We start from the raw sequence: 17,601 nt of genomic DNA on the forward strand, positions 1-17,601 counted from the left end.
TCCATTCCGGCAAACTGTGCGGATGACGTCGAGCGATCACGAGCCGGCCACGCCGTTCGAGGAGCGGTTGTGGGCGGCGCACCGGGACGGGGAGGGCGCGCTGTGCCTGAGCCTGCTCCGCGACGCGGACCTGGCGCTGCCGATCACCGTCGGCGCGGCGGCCGGGAGCGAGGCTCCCTCGTGGGCGACCGCCGCCGACTCCGAGCGGACGTGGCTGCTCGCCTACACCTCCGTGGAGGCGATGCGGCTGGCCACCGGGGGCGTGGCCACGCACTGCCGGGTCCTGTCGCTGGTCGAGCTGGCGGCCGGCTGGCCGGACCTGCGGTGGGGGCTGGCGATCAATCCGGGGCTGACGGCCGCCTTCATGCTGGAGTCCGGGACGGTGGCCAGGCTGGCGGTGCCCACGCTGGCCCAGGACCTCATGCTCGATCCCGGCTCAGGGGTGCCGGCGGTCCAGAAGCTGCTGTCGCCCTCGGACGTCCATGACCTGCTGACCGGGGGCGAGCCGCGCGTCTCCGGCTACTGCCATCACGCCCTGGACGTCTCGCACATCGCGACGCCCGTCGTGCTCGCCCAGGCGCTGGGACAGCCGGACCTGCTGACCGAGAACGGCTCGCTGAACATCCTGCGCTGGCGCCCCGTGGGCCTGGCCGGCTACCGCACCCCCTACGGCGGGACCGACGAGGAGGGCAGGGCCGCGGTGGCGGGCTGGGTGGTCGAGGAGCCACCGTTCGTGGGGATGGGCCTGGTGCCGAACGTCGATCAGGTCATCCGCGAGTACAAGGTGTACGGCGTGGGCCTGCCGCACGGCTCGGAGATCTGGGAGCTCACCGCCAAGGGGACGGAGCACCGGCGGGCGATCTATCACGGCGACCTGAGGCGGTGGCTGCTGGTCGGGAGGCGAACGGGATGAGCCGGCACTTCTACCGGGCCCGCTGGCAGGGGGCGGACTACGTGGCCAGCCCCGAGCCGCACTCCCTGGAGCTGTGGATACGGCTGCGCAGCGCCGAGCCTGCGGACGGGTTCGAGGAGGTCGAGCCCGGCTGCCACGTACGCCCGGTGCCCGTGTCCGAGTGCGCGGCCCTGCACTTCGTGACGACGGTCTGCACCTGGCGGGGCGAGCGGTTCCACGTGCACGACGAGCGTGACGGACGGTTGCTGCTCGAATACCTGGGCGGATCCGCGCCCGCGGCGGTGGAGCTCGGGCTGGAGCGCGTCGAGCGAGGTGTGTACCGCCTTTGGGTGCCCCGGGGCGAGGTCACGGATCTCCATGAGCATTCCGAACCACTAAATGTCGGGAAACAACACTTTTGAACACACACTTGTCTCATGGTGTTCATGTGACGGAAACTAACTAGAAACGTGGAAGGTTCGTAAGAGGATTTCCCGTGGGTGGCTTGGCGTCAGGGGGTGTCATGGAGTCGTCCGACCAGCCCGATTCGGCGGCGATGAGGGCATATGCCGACGAGCTGCGCGACATGTTCCGGCAGATCCAGGACGCGGGCGTGGAGCTCCATGCCCAGGCCAGAGCGGTCCAGGTCACCGAGAAGTCCCGCGACGGCCTGGTGTCGGTGACGGTCGGCCCGCGCGGCGAGCTCGTCGGGCTCGACCTGGATCCGCGCATCTACCGGCGGCCCGAGGCACGGCGGCTGGCCGACACGATCGTCGAGACGGCCCAGCGGGCGGCGGCGAGCGCCAGGGAGCGCGTCACGGAGATCCTCGAACAGGTGATCCCCCGAGGGGAGCTTGAGGCGCACCTCGACGGCGACGTCGAAAGCGCTCTGACCCAGCTGGCCGAGCGGATGAAGGGCGAACGATGAGGCTCTGGGACGGCACTCAGATCGTCAAGTCGACCGTGGACCGGGGGCTCTCCCAGTGGTCGGCAATGGCCGAAGACCTCGAACGCGAGTCGGCGAAGCTGATCGCCCAGGTCCAGGAGGCACTCGACGCCGCCCCGTGGGGGTCCGGCGCCGAGGGGGAGGCGTTCCGGACAGCCCACTTCCGCAACGACGGCCCCAACCAGATGCTCAGCCAGTGCACCCAGCTGGCCGGGGAGATCAACGGCGCGGGGTGCGGAGTGCGCACGGCCGTCGATCACACGCTGAAGATGGATCTCGACATCAAGCACGACCTCGCGGCCGGGCTGGTGCGGGAGATCTGAGGCCCGAAACGTGACGGTCAACGCCGCTCCCGGCGTCCACGGCTCGGGCAGCCAGAACGGCGGCGGCCTGGCCGCCCCGCAACCCACGGTCCGCATCCACAGCGACGTCCTCCCCGCGTGGGAGACCGAAAGGCTCCCCGACTGGGTCGTCCACTGGCTGATCCCCCTGCTGTCGGCCGGGCAGAAGTGGCCGGGCGCCAGCGAGAGCGGGCTGTCGAAGCTGTCGGAGGCGTACGACAACCTGGCCGAGGGCTCCGTCCGCTCCGCGCCGACCGCCGGCTCGGCCGCGCGCGTCCTGCTGACCGGGTGGGTCTCGCCCGCGACCGCGAACTTCATCACCAGGACCAAATTCCTGTACGGCCACGAGGGCGGGCTGGCCGGGGTGTCCGGGAACGCGCGGGCCTACTCGCAGCAGGCCAGCAACTTCGCCGTCGAGACGCAGTACTCCAAGCTCTCCGTCAACGTGGCCTTCTGGGTGACGGTCGTCGCCATCGCGATCGCCCTGTTCGTGGCCTTCTTCACCGCCGGCTCCTCCACCGCGATCATCGGCCCGTACGCGGCGGGGGCCCGCGCGGCCATCACGCGGATCCTCGTCAGGCTCATGACCCTGGGCGGCAGGGAGCTCAGCGTGGCGCAGCTGGCCAGGGTGACCGCGCTCAGCGGCGCCACCGGGCGCGGCCTCATCCTCAGGCTGCTGGCCTCACCGATCGGCCGGGAGCTGATCGAGGAGATCGGCGAGGAGTTCTTCATCGACGCGGCGGCCCAGTACCAGCAGCTCAAGATGGGCACCGTGCAGGACTGGAACACGGACAAGTCCGCCGCCTCGATCTTCGGCGCGGGCGGCGGCGCGCTCTTCGGCACGGCGCTGGCCGGGCCCGTGTCCCGCGTCACCAGCCACGTGCCGGGATTCGCGGGCCGCGCCCTGACCACGGGCCTGACCAACACGATCGCCTCCCCGGCCGGCAGCTTCATCGCCAACGGCGTGGTCTACGACCAGTGGCAGAACCCGTTCACGGCCGATTCCCTCCTGGGCGGCTTCATGGGCGGCGTCGGGCGTACCGGGACGATCAGCCCGTTCAATCCCGAGGTCTACACCGCGCTGGCCCACCCGGTCACCTCTCTCGCCTCCGCCTACGACCTCGCGGCGCGCACCGACGCCGCCCGCGCGGCGGGAGGCAATCCGCCCGGGGGCACCGCGGACGGGAACACCTCGGGCGGCGGCCCCGCGAACGGCGGCCCCCAGCCCGGCATGCCCGGAACCGTGCGCCAGCCCGATCCCGCGGTGCCGGCCACAGTGCGGTCGGGCGGGTCGGCGACCGCTCCCGCGAGCCCGAGGCCCGACGCGCCGGCGACCCCGAGGGCCGACTCCGGCCAGAACGGCGACGGCCGGCGCGCCCCCGCCGCGCCGGACCCGGACGCGGCCTCGAACAGGCGGGGCTCCAGGGACGACAGCCAGGCGGACCCGCGTGCGGCGGCGCCCGACGAGGACGACTCCGCGCCGCAGCCCGACGGCGACGCCGCCCCGGGACCTGACACCGTCTCCGGAAGGGCCGAGCACCCCTCGCCCACGGGACAGGCCCCGGACGGCACCACCACGCCCGACGCCTCCGCCACGCCCGACGCCGACCCGGCCCAGCCGGACAGCGGCCCCGCCCAACCCGACGCCGACCCCGCCCAACCGGGCGCCGACCCGGCACAGCCCGACAGCGGCCCCGCCCAGCCGGACGGCCAGGCGGTGCCCGACGCCCAGGCCGCGACCGGCCCGGCGGGGCCCACCGCCGACGGCTCCGGGCACCCGGTGTCCACCCTCGACGGGTCGGCCCCGGCCGCCCAGCCCATGCCCGCCGCCGTCCGAGCCCGTACGGCGCTCATCACCGCGCTCACCACGAACTTCCCCGACGCGGTGGTCGGCCCGGCGGGCGAGCTCCTCATCGCCTCCGCCGCGGGCGTGCACGTGATCTCCGCGGCCACCATGGGCCGCATCCGTTCCGCGCTGGACCAGCGGGCCGAGGAGGTCTCGAACGACGCGGACCTCCAGGCCGAGGCCGCCGCCATGCTGACCGTCGCCCAGGCCGGGGAGCCGGCCGCCCCCGCGGCGGCCCCGGCCTCCGGCGGCCGCCCGGCCGCGCCGGCGCACGCGAGCAAGCCGGGGACGGTCACGTCGAGGCCGGTCCCCGGCACCAGGTTCGTCCCCGACGGACGCCAGGGCCCCGACCTGAACCTGGACGAGGTGCACGACGCGGTCGCCGAGTTACTCGCAAAGCACTTCCTCAACCAGGGCGTGACAGGCTTCAGCTGGTCGCAGGACGGCCGGACGCTGGCGGTCCACACGGAGACGGACGGCACCCACTACTTCCGCCCCGTCATCGGCGGCCTGTCCCCGGGCCTGATGGGCGAGACCGAGGTCAGGACGGGCAGGAGCGAGGACGACGCCCATCTGGTCCACTTCGGCCCGCGCGTCGCCACCGACCAGCTGCCCAGGGTCTGGCTGCACGAGATCACCGACACCCTGCAGAAGCTGCGGTCGGCCGGCGAGGGCCGCCGGCGGGGCATCCTGCCGCGCAAGAGCGCCGAGGCCAAGCAGGACGCGTGCGTGCCCGCCCGGCTCAACGAGCTGGCGTACCTGGCCGACAAATGGCACCAGGCCCAGACGCTCCAGGAGCAGCGGCTCCTCGCCGTCGACATCGACGGTGTCGCCCGCGAGCTGCGCGAACACGGCCATACGCCGCCCGCGCCGCCGTGGGCGCCCACCCAGGGCACCCGGCAGTCCCTCGCACCCCCGTTACCCGGCGCCAACCCGACCGCGGAGGACGTGCAGGCCGTCATCGACGCGCTGGTCCAGGCCGAGCAGGCACTCAAGATCCAGATCCGGTCGAAGACGGAGAGCGCCGAAGAGGCCCGCAAGAAGGCACGCCAGGCCACGCGGGAGGCGCGCAAGGCGCTGAAGCAGCACGACCAGGGCCGTTTCGAGCGGGCGCGCAAGGCGCGGCAGGAGAACCGCGTGCACCGCGCCACGCAGGCCCGGCACACCAGGATCGCGCAGGCGTACGCCCCCGCCCTGGCGCAGGCGGAGCAGACGAGGAAGGCCTACGAGCGGCTGCTGTCGGCGATGCGCCTGGCAGGCAGGCCCGCCCAGTTCGGCGAGGTCGGCATGGCCTCCATCGCCCGATCACTGGCGACCGAGGCCGCGCGCCGCCACCAGGGTTATCTGGACGCGCTGTCAGCGGCGCTGCCGCAGCAGGACAGCCTGTCCATGGCCATGCCGACGGGCTCGCTCGCCCATCACACCGCGCTGACCACCGCCGTCAACAAGCTCCTGCAGCGCCACGAGGTCGGCCACCGGTTCAGCCCGGACGAGCTGGAGCGCGCCCTGCGCGCCGACTTCCACAAGCTCGTCTCCCCCGACGGCGTCGTGCTGCGGGTGGGCCGCGGCAGCACGGCGGCGGAGGTGCGGGTCAGGCTCTCCCTCTCCGACCTCGTCGAGGTGCTCAACCCGGGCGTCAAGGCGTCGGAGACGATGGTCGGCCTGTTCTTCCAGGCGGGCCGTACGGTCACCGCCACCGAGTCCGGCAGCGGCGGGCTGCCCCTCGGCTTCAATACGGCCGTCCTGGCGCAGATGCTGCCGGAGGGCGAGTGGGCCAGGACGCTGACCGAGATGCTCGGGGTCGGCGTCGGGGTCGTGGCCGGGCGCAACTGGTCGGCGACGGGCGGCGCGGGGATGTACGCGCAGGGCGGCTCCGTCGCCGACAACAGGAGCGAGTCGCTGCTGTTCGACGCCGCCGCGACGTGGACCGTCGAGATCCGCACGCGCAAGACGGACGGCTGGCGGGACGCCACCGTCGTGAACTCCGGCGCGCCCGGCGACGCCGCCGGTCAGCGGCTGTGGGTCTCGCACTCCTTCACCGACCAGGCGCCGCGGAAGCTGGCCTGGGTCGACGACGCCAAGCGCGACGGCAAGCTCCCCAACCACGTCCTCACCAGCATGACCGGCCTGGAGGAGGCGCTGGACACCATCGCGGCGACGCTGGGCGGGCAGTACGACCAGGTCGGCGCCGTCCCCCACGACCAGCTGCGGACCTTCGTGACCGAGGAGCTGCCCCACCGGCTCCGCGACGCGGTCAACGGGGACCTGGAGCGCGTCTTCACCAGGAACGGCAGGCCGCACGCGAGGGTAAGCGCCGAGACCCGGGTCGTGCTGGTGGCGAGCGAGCCGCTCGGCGGGGCGAGCGCCGAGGAGTGGGAGGAGGAGGTGCTCGTCGACTTCGCCGCGACGCCGGGCGGGGCGTCGTCCGGCGGGTCGCTGGAAGCGAACGCCTCTGCCGGGTTCAACCATCCCGCGCTGCAGGAGGTCAACGGGCCCGGCAGCTACGAGCCCAGCATCGGGCCACGGGTCAGAGGCTCCAGGTCGGCGTCGCGCTCCTACTCGGCCACCGCCAACCAGCAGGCGATCCACCCGAGCGTGCACCGGAAGACCAGCCCCAAGCAGAGCTACCGGCTCGCGCTGGAGACCACGTTCATCGTGGAGGAGTACGGCAAACCGCCCGTCACGCTCCGGCCGATGCGCAGCACGGCCGTGGTCAGCATGCGGGAGTCGGCCGCCTACCGCTTCGGCCTGCCCGTCGATCACGCGGCGCTGGTGTACCAGAACGGCGTGCCGCTGCTCGACGCGGACGGCAACCAGGTGCTGCGGGGCGACCCGCGTCCCGGCCCGCCTCCCGGCCGCAAGGCCGAGCTGCCCGCGTGGCTCGGCGACGGCCCTGGCCAGATGCGGGGCGCCGGCCCCGGCCTCGTCCAGGACATCGACGGGCTGGCCGAGGTCAGGCAGAAGGTGATGGACCAGCTCGCCGAGCGCGGCATCATCCCGAAGACCGTGGACGGGGTCCGGCAGTACGCGTCCAACCGGCTCGCCCGCGCGGCCCAGATCCTCAACCTGCAGGAGGTCACCGAGCAGCTGTCCGAGCACCGGATCAGGTCCGGCTACGACACCCTGGCCCAGGAGGGCATCGTCATCGACCTGGTGACGCACGGCCTGAACGGCGCCGCCGACCACCACATGCTGCACATTTCGCTGAAGCAGGACTTCAAGAACTACCGCTACATCGGGTACACGGACTCGGAGACGGTGGTCAACCTCGACATCGGCTCCGACACCTCGGCCCGGGCGATCAGCCAGTCCAGGACGTACGGCGGCGGCGCCTCCGTCGGCGAGAGCGACGGGCCCGACCAGGGGCACGACGGGCTGTCGCACGAGGTGGGCGTCAACGCCGGCGGCAGCCGCACCCGTTCGGTGGGTTCGAGCGCCGGCGGCACGGTCAACGTGGTGAGCCTGCACGAGAGCAACGGCCCGGTCGCGATCTTCTCCCTGAGCCACGACCTGAAGGTCGATCTCGTGCACGACGGGGAGACGACCCCCCTGGCGTCCGGCAGGGGGTCGGCCAGGCTGCTGTTCGCGGCGGACCTCCTCCCCCCGGAGAACGGCTCGGCGCCCGCGCCCATCGGCAAGGTGTCCGACAAGGTGCTGTCCAGGGCGAAGCTCGTCCACTGGGACGCGCACGGCAGCCTGCAGACCGCCGCGCAGCAGGTGCAGCCGGGGAGCATGCGCAAGGACTCGGTGGCGTACCAGATGTTCCAGGCGGTCCTGGGCGTGCGCAACATCGTCTCGCACCCCAGGGCGCTGATGAGGCTGCTCACCACCGGTCTCGCCGTCCGCCCACGGGGGACGCCCACCCGATCGTCCATGACGGTGGCGGGCGAGGTCGGCGACGTGGAGGTGCTGGGCGTCATCGACCACGTGAAGGGGGAGATCCTCTTCGGGCTCGGCAGCGCCGGCGTGTCCTGGGGCGGATCGTCGGGTCACTCCGTCGGGGCCTCGACGAACGTCGCCGACCTCGACGACGGCGGCACGTCGAGCGACAGCGGCTCCCTCTCGCTGCCCTCCCGGTCGGGAGGCACCTCCGTCTCCACCTCGGTCCTCGACATCTGGGGCGACGAGGGGCTTTCGATCGACTTCGGCCGCCAGATCCTCCTGCGGGCCCCCGTGGACCTCACGGTCACCGGCTCGGCGAGCGCGGCGCACGCGGTGCCGCTGGCGGGCCGGGTCCCGGTCGGCGAGAACGGCACGGCCACGGCACAGGGCACCGCGCTGTTCATGCTCTCCGAGGACGACGCGCTGGTGATGTACGCCGAGGGCGAGCTCCCGCTGCCGGGCCCGGTGGTGGGCGACGCCGTCGAGCGGTTCCTCAACGGCAGCATGAAGCTCGACCCGAGCGTCGCCGTGCCCCTGGTCCAGCGGTACATCATGGACCTCTCCGACGCGCGGGCCAACGGCGAGGACGTGGGGTACGCCGCGCGGCACACCCCGCAGGCCCTGCTGGAGAAGATCCAGGAGCTGACGGGCCTCGACCCGGCGGCCACCACGGCCCATCAGGGAAACGAGGAGCAGCAGCTCGACCAGACCCTGAGCGAGGCGGCGGACCTGATCGACCGCTCCAGGGACGTCGTGCTGGCGCCGTCGTACGACGGGACGGTCGGCCTGGGCACGGTGGAATCGCTCGACCTGACCGACGATCAGGGCAACCCCGTCGACACGATGCAGGCGGCGCTGGACGCCGTGCGCGCCGCCTACCGCGAGGCCGTGGACGGGAGCCCGACCCTGGTCGACGAGCTGAGCGTCGACTTCTCCAGTGACGCCGTGCTGATCCATGTCAACGACATGTGGTCGAGGCAGGGTTACGAGAAGAGCTACCACGTCCAGGTCGGCGCGCAGACCTCGCAGGCCGAGGAGGTGACGGTCACGGCCCGGCTGGTGTACGACGACCCGGGGGACTCCCGCCGGGCCCGGTTCCTCACGCACACCTCGCAGGCCGGCGTCATCAGGCAGCGCTACCGCTACACCGACCTGTCGCACTCCGAGGCGTACAACGGCTCCTACTCGGCGGGGCTGGATCACGGCAGTGCGAACAACGGCGACGGCCACGGCATCGGCGTGTCGACGGACCGGGGTCGCTCGTACTCGGGCTCCACCAACCGGCAGGGGACACGGCTGCAGCGGATGGCCATGTTCAACGGCATGAACCGGGTCCAGCAGGAGATGACGCTGGTCATCGAGGTCACGCGCAGGCCGGTGCGCGGGGGCCGGGTCCGGTCGGCGGCCCGCCGGGCAGCGGACGCGCTCCGGCGCATTCTCCGCGCCGGGCCCCCGGCCAAATACCGCGCCACACTCGTGCGGCGCATCCCGACCGGCATGATCCGGCCCGCCTCCGAGGATCCGGGGCCGATCACCCCCGTGCTCGACCCCCGGCTGGTCGAGCTGCGTCCCGGTTACTTCCCGGACAGGGTGCGGGAGCACGCCGGCAAACCCCTCCTCATCGACGTCATCACCGCGCAGTTCGCGAAGATGCTGGGTGCCGCCGCGGTCGCGGAACGCCGGGCCGAGCTGGTCAGGCGGCTGTCCCACGACGGCCTGCTGACCGGGTTCGAGCGGATGGCGGGGCCCGGCGGCCTCGTCATACCGCTGGCCAGGCAGAAGTTCAAGGACCAGGGCGCGCAGGTCACGATCCACGCCCGCCTGTCGGACTTCACCATCATCGCCGGGCCGTTCGACGCCGAGAAGGGCGAGGTCGACAGGGCGGCCGACGCCCAGAACGCGACGGTGTCCCGCAGTCGCGTGCTGCCCGTCGGCGAGAGCGGCAGCATGTCGGACGCCGAGACCGGCCTCAACGGCGGTGTGCGGGCCGGCGAGCAGGCGTCCGAGAGCGTGTCGGACCACCACGGGGCGCGCCGCGAGCGCAGCGAGTTCGGGCAGGGCAATGCGTACGTCGTGCGGCTCAGGTTCGACAGCGACCTCACCTTCCAGCACGTGGCCCGGCTGCGGGACGGCAACGAGCACCCCGTCGGCGATCCCGTCCACCTGACGAGCGCCACCAGCGGCGAGATCGACGTGACGCTCTTCGAGGAGGAGATCGCGGAGCTGCGCCACCGGGTGGAGTCGAATGTCCGGCTCACGCCCCCGGCCGATCGCGGATGGGCCACGTTCTCGTTCGCCCCGGACACGGGCCGCACCGGGTTGATCCAGATCCTCCAGGACGCGCGCCTGGCCGCCCGCGAGCTCGGCATGGTGGCCCGGGTCGCGGTCCGGGAGGCGGACGGGCTCCACCGGTACCGGGCCGCCCCCGACGGCTCGGTCTACAGCGAGACCCCCGACGGCGGATTCGCCGACGCGTTCGGCGCCCTTCCGCCCGCGATCCTGGACGCCGCCGCCCAGGCGGGCATCGACCTGCGCGACGTCTTCATGAACTCCGAGGAGCCCGGCACCTTCATCCACCAGGTCAGGGTCGAGCTGTTCTCAAGGGGCATCCTTCTCGCCGACGTCGGCAAGTCGGCATGGCCCGCCGACCGGGAAGAGGTGAACCCCACGACGGGCGGAAGCGTCGCCCAGGGGTTGATGCCCGGCGCCATGTCCTCCCCCGCGATCGAGGGCACGCCCTTCAGCCGGTCGGGCCGGCCCGACGGGGTCCCCGACCTGACCATGGGCGAGCTGCGCGGCCAGGACGTCACGCTCGGCGACCTGGGCGGCGCCGCCACGCGCGTCACCTGGCGCGGCGACACGGTGACCGTCCAGGTTCCCACCGCGCCCGACCAGCACGTCCGCGTGCTGATCGAGGATCCGGGCGCGGGCAACACCGCCTCGACCGAGCTGCACGCGGGCACGGCGGACGACCCGCACATCATGCGCGTCTGGCCGCGCGTGCACCCGGACGTCGTATCGTCGGTCCTGGTGCACGAGCTCTCGCACGTCGCGCAGGAGACGCTCGCCGCGGCGTCGGGCGCGCCGCAGGGCGTGATCAGGACGTCCTTGTCGGAGCACCAGGCCGAGGGCACCGACCACTGCCTGCTCCCCCGCCTGAACGAGCACGCCCACCTGTCGCGCAAGTGGCACGCGGCCTCCGACCCGGCCACGCGCTCGAACCTGGCCGACGCGATAGACGCCATCGCGGCCGATCTCGAACGCCGCGGCCACGCCCCGCCCGCGCCACCGTGGGGAACGGGCCCGCGCGCGCCGGCCGCCCCTCAACCGCAGGGCAGGCTCGCGAGGCTGCTCAACGGGGGAACCCCCGTGGGGCTGGACACCACGGCGGCCGGGCTCGGCCGCTTGGCGCAGATCGCCGGCGTCGCCGGGGTGACTCCGGCGGGACGCGCGGGCGAGTTCACCGTGGCCACGAGGAGCGGGACCTTCACGCTGGCGCTGGCCGACGCCACACCGGGCGCCACGGAGGTGAGCGTCGACTCGCGCGCGCCGGAGCAGCTGGCGCTCCGGGTGCCCGCCGACGGAGGCGGGCGCGGCGTGGTCGACGTGGCCGAGCAGGTCGCCGCGCACGCGGCCGCGCTGGACGGCCGCCCGGCGGGCCGGACGCTCGGGCCGGGGCCGGTGGCACCGGGACAGGTGCTCGGGGCGGCCGACGCCGCGACGCTCGCGCGGCTGCGCGGGCTGGCCCGAGCGGTCCCCGAAGGCGGGTTGAGCGGCACGGCCGAGGCGGCGCTGCGGGCCGAGGCGGCGCGGGCGGGCCTGGCGCCCGGCCAGGCCGGGGCGGCGCCCCGGTTGCTGGCGCTGGCGCGGGCGGGCGAGCTCTCCCCCGCCGACGTCACGGCGATCCGCGGGCATGCGACTCTACCGGAAATGGCCGCGACCAGGGCCGTCGAGCGCGGCGCGGCGCTCATGGGCGCCCGGGTCCACGACCACGGCGCGGGCCTGCTGGACATCGTGCTCCCCGGCCGCCCGCCCATCCCGGTCGAGGTACGGCCGGCCGGCGCCCCGGAGCCGGGCCTGCTGACCGTCCAGGTGGACGGCCGCCTCACGATCGGCGCGAACGAGCGGGCCGCCGCCGCGACGGCCGCCGCCGCGGTCGCCCGTACGCTGGGCGCGACGACCGCCGACGACCACGCGGCCCTGGCCGAGCTGTACGAGGCCGTGCGCCAGGCGCGGGCGGCCACCGCCCGCCAGCGGCCGGCCCGGCTCGGCGTGCTCCACGACCTGCTCGCCGACGTCCGCCCCCAGGTGTGGCAGCTCGTCCCGCCGGCGCTGGCCGCCGAGCTCACCACGCTGAAGAACGGCGCGCGGCCCCGGGACTGGCCCGCGTACCTGGACCGCCTGCGCGCGCTGGCCAACACGACCGGCCTGTTCCCGCCGGAGGAGGACTGCCGGTGTCCCGCGGACGGACCGTGCGGGTGCGGCCTGCGCGCGCCGGCGGTCCCGGGCGAGGCGCGCACGATGGCGGTGTGAGCGGGATCGCGCCTTCCGGCATGATGGGACTTCCGACGAGAGGACGGTTATGGCATTCGCGGTGGCGCGGACGAGGGATGAGGCGCATCTCTACCTCGACCTGCACCCGTGCGCCTGTGGGTCGGTGGACACGACCTGGCACAGCGGGCTGGTCAGCGTCGAGGAAGGGCTGGTCAACCGCTATTCCGGCGTGTGCGGGGAGTGCGGGACACCCCGCGAATACCTGTTCGGCCTGCCGGAGCGTCCCGTGCTGCCCACCGGCTATCCGACGTTCGGCGGGGCGGAGCCGTCCGAGTTGCTCGACGCGGGCGAGTGGATGTGGGTGGCCGACCTGAGCGCGGGCAACGTGCCGGTGGACGACCAGGCCGAGGCCCGGCGCACGCTGCGGGTCGCGACCGCGGCGGTCGAGGAGGTCGTCAAGTTCGTGCCGCCCGGCGCGGACGCGGTGCCCGACGACGGGTTCTGGTCCGAGCGCGGGCAGCGGATGCGGGCGACCGACCCCGGCAGGTTCCAGCTCGACCGGCTGCTCATCGTCAGGGACACCTACCAGGACCTGGCCGGCCGGCATGCCTGAGCGCGCTCTCGCCCGTTCCCTCGTGGAGGCGTACGTCTACTTCGACCTGGTGGCCGGCGGCGGGTCGCGCCGGGCGGCGGTCGAGCAGGACGAGGACGGTTGGGTGGTGCGGCTCGGCGCCATGGAGGTTCTGGTCCCCCAGGAGGCCGAGGCCGTGGCCAGGCAGGCGGAGCTGACCTTCGGCTCCGGCCTGTCCGAGCTGATCGACCCCGGCCAGTGGGTGCTCATCGCCGCCACCTACGCGAGCAGGGCGCTGCAGGGCGCGCTGTTCTTCGCCGCGGACCCCTCGGACCCCGAGGCGTACGACAAGGTCCAGGCCGACTGGCTCTTCGCCGCCGACGCCGTGGCCGAGGCGCTGAAGTTCTTCCCCGGCGGCGCCGCCGAGCTGCCCCCTGACGCCTTCTGGACCGAGATGGGCAGGGCGTTGCGGGAGTCGGAGCCCCATCGGGTCACCAGGCAGAAGCTGGAGAGCGATCTCGCCTTCTACCGCCGGAGCCTGAACGACTTCCACCGCCTGCACGACCGCTGACCCCGGCCCGCCGGGCGGTGGGTTGGTCAAACGATTGATTTCGCGTCGCGATGGAGTTACGGTCTCGAAAACTGTCATATTTTATCGATTGAGGCATCTGTTGATCAGAAGTGCACTGACTGTCCTGATCGTGGCCTTACCGACGATCGCCGCGACGGAAGCCCCGGCGGCGGCCGCCCCACTCACCGTGTACGTGTCACCGGACGGCAGGTCCGGGGCCCACGGCACCCGGCAGGACCCGTTCGCGACCGTCGAGCAGGCCCGCGACGCGCTGGCGGGCCGGACGAGCGCCCGCGCCCCGGGGTCGTCCGCATCAGGGGCGGCGTCTACCAGAATGTGGGCCAGTGCTCCGGCGTTCACGCCGGGGGGTGAAGGCCCACGCGGGAGTGCCCGCTAGGGCGCGAGCGTGCCCTGACCTTTCAGGTTTGTCGGCAGCTTCACTCACACAGGTCGTTTCTGCTGCTCGATGTACTGCTTGAGCACGTTGAGCGGTGCCCCGCCGACCGACCCGGCGAAGTAGGAACCAGACCAGAAATGTCCGCCCCAGAGGTATGTGCGGACGTGTGCGCTGTATTCCTTACGCAGCATCCGAGCCGAGACCCCCTTCAGCGAGTTGACGAGTTTGGACAGGGCGACCTTGGGCGGGTAGTGGACCAGCAGGTGGACGTGGTCGTGCTCGCCGTTGAACTCGCGCAGTTCTACCTCGAAGCCGGCGCATACCTCGCGCATGAGTTCCTCGCAGCGGATCAGCATCTCATCGGTGAACACCCCACGCCGGTACTTTGTCACGAACACCAAATGGGCATGAAGGTTGTAGACGACATGTCGTCCCGTTCTCACATCGGGGTTCGGGTTCCATCGCGGTGACATAAACCAAACGATATGATCAGCGTGTGGAGAAGGTGAAACGGACTCGTGCGCACGTGGCGCGACTCGACCTCAGCCCGGCTCAGGTGGCCGTTGTGGACGGTCAAGCCCACGCCGCGCGTGCCTTGTGGAACGTGCTCCATGAGTTCATGACCTTCCGCCAGGGCCGGTTCGCCTCACCGAAGGAGTGCGACGCGGCGATCCGGCAAGCCCGCCACGAGATCGAGTGGATGGGGCAACTGCCGGCTCAGGCCGCGCAAGCCGTACTGAAGACCTACCGGCAGGCGTGGGCGAACTTCTTCAACCCCGGCCACCCGGCCAAGCGCCCGACGTTCAAGAGCCGGTTGCGGTCCCGGATGGCCGTGGACGTCCCCCAGGCCCGCGACTTGCAGATCACCCGGATCAACCGCAGATGGGGCGCGGTGAACCTGCCCAAGGTCGGGCGGGTGAAGTTCCGGTGGACAAAAGACCTGCCCGGCCTCACCAAGGGCGGGCCATCCGGACGGGTCACCGGGGCTCGCCTGGTCAAACAAGCCCACGGGTGGACCATCGTCTTCCGTACCGAGCTGCTCGTATCCGCCCCCGTCCAGCACACCGGGCCGAAGGCCGGCATCGACCGGGGCATCGCGGTCCCCCTCGCCCTCTCCAACGGGCAACACCTTGGGCACGGCCCGTGGCTCACCAGCGGGGAGAGTGAGCGGCTGTTGCGTCTGGAGCGCAAAAGCGCCCGTCAGCGGGCCACCCGTGAGAAAGGCGACCCGGTCTCCAATCGGGAACGCCGCACCTACGACCAGATCGCCCGGCTCCGCGCGACAGCCAAGCGCCGAGCCGTCGACTGGCAGCATCAGAGCACGACCGACCTGGCGCGGCGATTCAGCGCGATCGTGGTCGAAGACCTGAACATCACCAACATGATGGCCTCGGCGTCTGGGACCGTGCAGGAGCCGGGGGCCAACGTCGCCCAGAAGCGGGGCCTTAATCGCTCGATCGCGGGCCAGGCGTGGGGCCGGACGGTGGAGTTGCTGACCTACAAGAGCGCCGACCGCGGCGGTCTGGTCGCCAAGGTCCGCCCGCACGGCACCAGCCAAGAGTGTCACCGCTGCCACACCACCACCGCGGGATCACGCGAAACGCAGTCGCGGTTCGCGTGCAAGAACCTGGCGTGCGGATGGATCGGCAACGCCGATACCAACGCCGCCCGAAACCAGCTTCATCGGTACAACTCTGCCGCCGGACGGGCGGTCACAGGACGTGGAGACTCCGGGATACCGGGGCCTGTGAAGCGTCAAGCATCCTGTCCCACAGTCTCGCCCGCACCCGCGCTGCGAGCTGCTGCGTAAGCAGCACAGGAATCCTCCACATTCATGTGGAGGAGCACGTCAACAGTCGGGGCACAGCAACGTCGCGACCGACAACGTGTTCAAGGACGTGACGTACGTCGGGCACGACAAGCTCTACCACGAGAGCGGCGGGCGGCTCCCGGTGCCCAACTCCAAGGTCGTGGTCGAGCGCTTCAACGACATGCTGAAGGTGGGCGACGGCACCGGCTTCACCAACACGCGCGAGAACGTCGAGAAGTGGTACCGGCGCTACGGCCGGCAGTACCCGAACATCCGGTCCTGGTACGTCCCGGCGGACTCGACCGGCCGGATCTGCGCCGCCGTCGGCACCACCGAGTGCACGGAGGAGTACGTCTGGCGCGACCCGGACTCCGTGTACGTGCCGTCCCACAACGTGCTGACCCGGTCGGTGAGCATCGCGTCGGGCGGCTTCGCCTACACGGACGACGCAGGCGGCCTGAGCAACAAGACCTTCAACCCGGACTTCGACTCGTACCACGTCAAGAAGGACACCGCCGCCGAGCTCGCCTTCGACCCCGTCACGGGGAAGTTCGACGCGGCCGTCACGCCGCTGAACTCGGCCGAGGGGTTCGGCCGGAGGTGGGTGCGGGAGTGGAACGCGCGTTTCACCCTGGAGGGCATCGGGCCTGCGTGACGGCCCGCGGGCCTCTCACTGACTCCACGACTGACAGAAAGGCGACACGATGTAAAGATCGAGACTCGGCGAACCCTTCTTTCGGAATTGGCAAGATCTGCTTCTGCCCATCACCGTGCTTTCGGGTCATCGTGAGGACGTGCATCCGACCCCCCGCCAATAGGAGCAGGCCCTCATGGTCAGACGATCCCGCGCGGTACTCGCCGCTTTCGCCCTTTCTGTGATCACCGTGCTCGGCTTCGCGTTGCCCGCCCACGCGGTGACCTTGGAGCAGAAACTCGCCGCTCTTTCCGGTTTCTCCCAGCCCACGGCCGCCAGCGCCTCGTCCTGGCGGGCCGCCTGGGAGAACCAGGCCGCCTGGGCCGACTACGCCTTCGACTGGTCGACCGACCTGTGCTCAAGCAGCCCGGACCAGCCGCTCGGCTTCGATTTCCGGATGCCGTGCCGCCGGCACGACTTCGGCTACCGCAACTACAAGGACGTGAACCAGTTCCCGGCGAACAAGCCGCGCATCGATGACTCGTTCTACTACGACATGAAGCAGGTGTGCGCCAAGTACTCGGGCGTCTCCAAGTCCACCTGCAACGGCCTCGCCTGGACGTACTACCAGGCGGTCAAGGAGTTCGGGAACCTCAACGTCACCAAGGAGCAGATCCGGGAGGTGCAGAAGCAGGCGCAGCTGAGCGCCCAGAACGCGGAGGGCACCGAGGACGTCGAGAGCTCGGAGAGCGTCGACTCCTGAGACGGAGCGGGGCGGGGACGCCGCGTCCCCGCCCCGCGTCATCCTGCCCGGTCAGGGCGGCCGGCCGCGGCCCACGCGGCGAGGATGTCGCCGGCGTCCATGACCAGGGCCATGTGCAGCGACATCATGCTGAGCGCGGCGCGTTCGAGTGCCTGGTCCGTGCCGCGCACGAGGTCGCGCGCGACGATGACCCGATAGCCGCGGCGAGTCCCGGCTGACAGTGCGCTGCTGCGCCCGCCGGCGCATGCGCGGCCCGGTCGCAGCCAAGTGGTCCGCCACCCACGCAATGTCACGGTCCCGCTACGTGGCTCGGTGGGCCGTCTCGTTCTGATGTGGCCGATTGTGGCCACATTGGCGGGAGGTGACGGCAGTCGCCTCGGTGACGTGGCTGATGAGGGCGTCCCGGTCGCACTGAGTGTCGGAGTATGACGAAACTTGCGACTGGACAGCAAGT

The 17,601-nt window shown here is 71.8% G+C and carries 12 protein-coding genes; 10 read left to right on the forward strand and 2 right to left on the reverse strand.

Annotation, left to right across the window (positions count from 1 at the left end; genetic code table 11):
- Nucleotides 1-22 precede the first annotated feature (22 nt).
- The 7 genes from ACIBQ1_RS28490 (at nt 23) to ACIBQ1_RS28520 (ending at nt 13,543) form a co-directional block, all read left to right on the forward strand.
- On the forward strand, nt 23-913 hold the full coding sequence (locus ACIBQ1_RS28490; protein ID WP_397282252.1) for an SseB family protein: 891 nt from the start codon (nt 23-25) through the stop codon (nt 911-913).
- Nucleotides 910-1,314 carry a hypothetical protein gene (locus tag ACIBQ1_RS28495; protein WP_397282254.1) on the forward strand — a complete coding sequence of 135 codons (405 nt, stop codon included), beginning with the start codon at nt 910-912 and terminating at the stop codon, nt 1,312-1,314. Before ACIBQ1_RS28490 ends, ACIBQ1_RS28495 begins: the two co-directional genes overlap by 4 nt.
- A gap of 101 nt (nt 1,315-1,415) precedes the next feature.
- On the forward strand, nt 1,416-1,820 hold the full coding sequence (locus ACIBQ1_RS28500; RefSeq protein WP_397282256.1) for a YbaB/EbfC family nucleoid-associated protein: 405 nt from the start codon (nt 1,416-1,418) through the stop codon (nt 1,818-1,820).
- A complete protein-coding gene (locus ACIBQ1_RS28505) occupies nt 1,817-2,161 on the forward strand; it encodes a hypothetical protein (protein ID WP_397282258.1) in 345 nt (114 codons plus the stop codon). Before ACIBQ1_RS28500 ends, ACIBQ1_RS28505 begins: the two co-directional genes overlap by 4 nt.
- 10 nt (nt 2,162-2,171) lie before the next feature.
- A complete protein-coding gene (locus ACIBQ1_RS28510; protein ID WP_397282260.1) occupies nt 2,172-12,440 on the forward strand; it encodes a hypothetical protein in 10,269 nt (3,422 codons plus the stop codon).
- Nucleotides 12,441-12,489: 49 nt separating this feature from the next.
- On the forward strand, nt 12,490-13,014 hold the full coding sequence (locus ACIBQ1_RS28515) for a hypothetical protein (protein ID WP_397282261.1): 525 nt from the start codon (nt 12,490-12,492) through the stop codon (nt 13,012-13,014).
- Nucleotides 13,007-13,543, forward strand: a complete 537-nt coding sequence (locus tag ACIBQ1_RS28520) for a hypothetical protein (protein ID WP_397282263.1) — start codon at nt 13,007-13,009, stop codon at nt 13,541-13,543. Before ACIBQ1_RS28515 ends, ACIBQ1_RS28520 begins: the two co-directional genes overlap by 8 nt.
- 441 nt (nt 13,544-13,984) lie before the next feature.
- Here ACIBQ1_RS28520 and tnpA read toward each other — a convergent pair whose 3' ends face one another.
- Nucleotides 13,985-14,413: an IS200/IS605 family transposase gene (gene tnpA, locus ACIBQ1_RS28525; RefSeq protein ID WP_397282265.1), complete on the reverse strand. Its 429-nt coding sequence runs from the start codon at nt 14,411-14,413 to the stop codon at nt 13,985-13,987.
- A gap of 23 nt (nt 14,414-14,436) precedes the next feature.
- Between tnpA and ACIBQ1_RS28530 the strand changes: the two genes are divergently transcribed.
- The 3 genes from ACIBQ1_RS28530 (at nt 14,437) to ACIBQ1_RS28540 (ending at nt 17,147) form a co-directional block, all read left to right on the forward strand.
- The gene (locus ACIBQ1_RS28530; RefSeq protein WP_397282267.1) at nt 14,437-15,750 is read left to right on the forward strand and encodes an RNA-guided endonuclease InsQ/TnpB family protein; all 1,314 of its coding nucleotides are present in this window, start codon (nt 14,437-14,439) and stop codon (nt 15,748-15,750) included.
- A gap of 76 nt (nt 15,751-15,826) precedes the next feature.
- A complete protein-coding gene (locus ACIBQ1_RS28535) occupies nt 15,827-16,405 on the forward strand; it encodes a hypothetical protein (RefSeq protein WP_397282269.1) in 579 nt (192 codons plus the stop codon).
- A gap of 175 nt (nt 16,406-16,580) precedes the next feature.
- Nucleotides 16,581-17,147 (forward strand): phospholipase, encoded by a 567-nt coding sequence (locus ACIBQ1_RS28540; RefSeq protein ID WP_397282271.1) that lies wholly within the window; start codon nt 16,581-16,583, stop codon nt 17,145-17,147.
- A 38-nt stretch (nt 17,148-17,185) separates the two neighbouring features.
- Here the strand turns inward: ACIBQ1_RS28540 and ACIBQ1_RS28545 are convergent, their stop codons facing one another.
- Nucleotides 17,186-17,317, reverse strand: coding sequence for a hypothetical protein (locus tag ACIBQ1_RS28545; RefSeq protein ID WP_397282273.1), 132 nt, complete (start codon nt 17,315-17,317; stop codon nt 17,186-17,188).
- Nucleotides 17,318-17,601 lie beyond the last annotated feature (284 nt).

It is taken from the genome of Nonomuraea sp. NPDC050153, assembly GCF_044460125.1.
Lineage (GTDB): Bacteria > Actinomycetota > Actinomycetes > Streptosporangiales > Streptosporangiaceae > Nonomuraea.

What these genes read in the sequence shown, in the direction of transcription:
- tnpA (WP_397282265.1), bottom strand. Translation starts at nt 14,413, where the DNA reads ATGTCACCGCGATGGAACCCGAACCCCGATGTGAGAACGGGACGACAT.
- ACIBQ1_RS28520 (WP_397282263.1), top strand. Translation starts at nt 13,007, where the DNA reads ATGCCTGAGCGCGCTCTCGCCCGTTCCCTCGTGGAGGCGTACGTCTAC.
- ACIBQ1_RS28505 (WP_397282258.1), top strand. Translation starts at nt 1,817, where the DNA reads ATGAGGCTCTGGGACGGCACTCAGATCGTCAAGTCGACCGTGGACCGG.
- ACIBQ1_RS28515 (WP_397282261.1), top strand. Translation starts at nt 12,490, where the DNA reads ATGGCATTCGCGGTGGCGCGGACGAGGGATGAGGCGCATCTCTACCTC.
- ACIBQ1_RS28540 (WP_397282271.1), top strand. Translation starts at nt 16,581, where the DNA reads ATGGTCAGACGATCCCGCGCGGTACTCGCCGCTTTCGCCCTTTCTGTG.
- ACIBQ1_RS28495 (WP_397282254.1), top strand. Translation starts at nt 910, where the DNA reads ATGAGCCGGCACTTCTACCGGGCCCGCTGGCAGGGGGCGGACTACGTG.
- ACIBQ1_RS28500 (WP_397282256.1), top strand. Translation starts at nt 1,416, where the DNA reads ATGGAGTCGTCCGACCAGCCCGATTCGGCGGCGATGAGGGCATATGCC.
- ACIBQ1_RS28490 (WP_397282252.1), top strand. Translation starts at nt 23, where the DNA reads ATGACGTCGAGCGATCACGAGCCGGCCACGCCGTTCGAGGAGCGGTTG.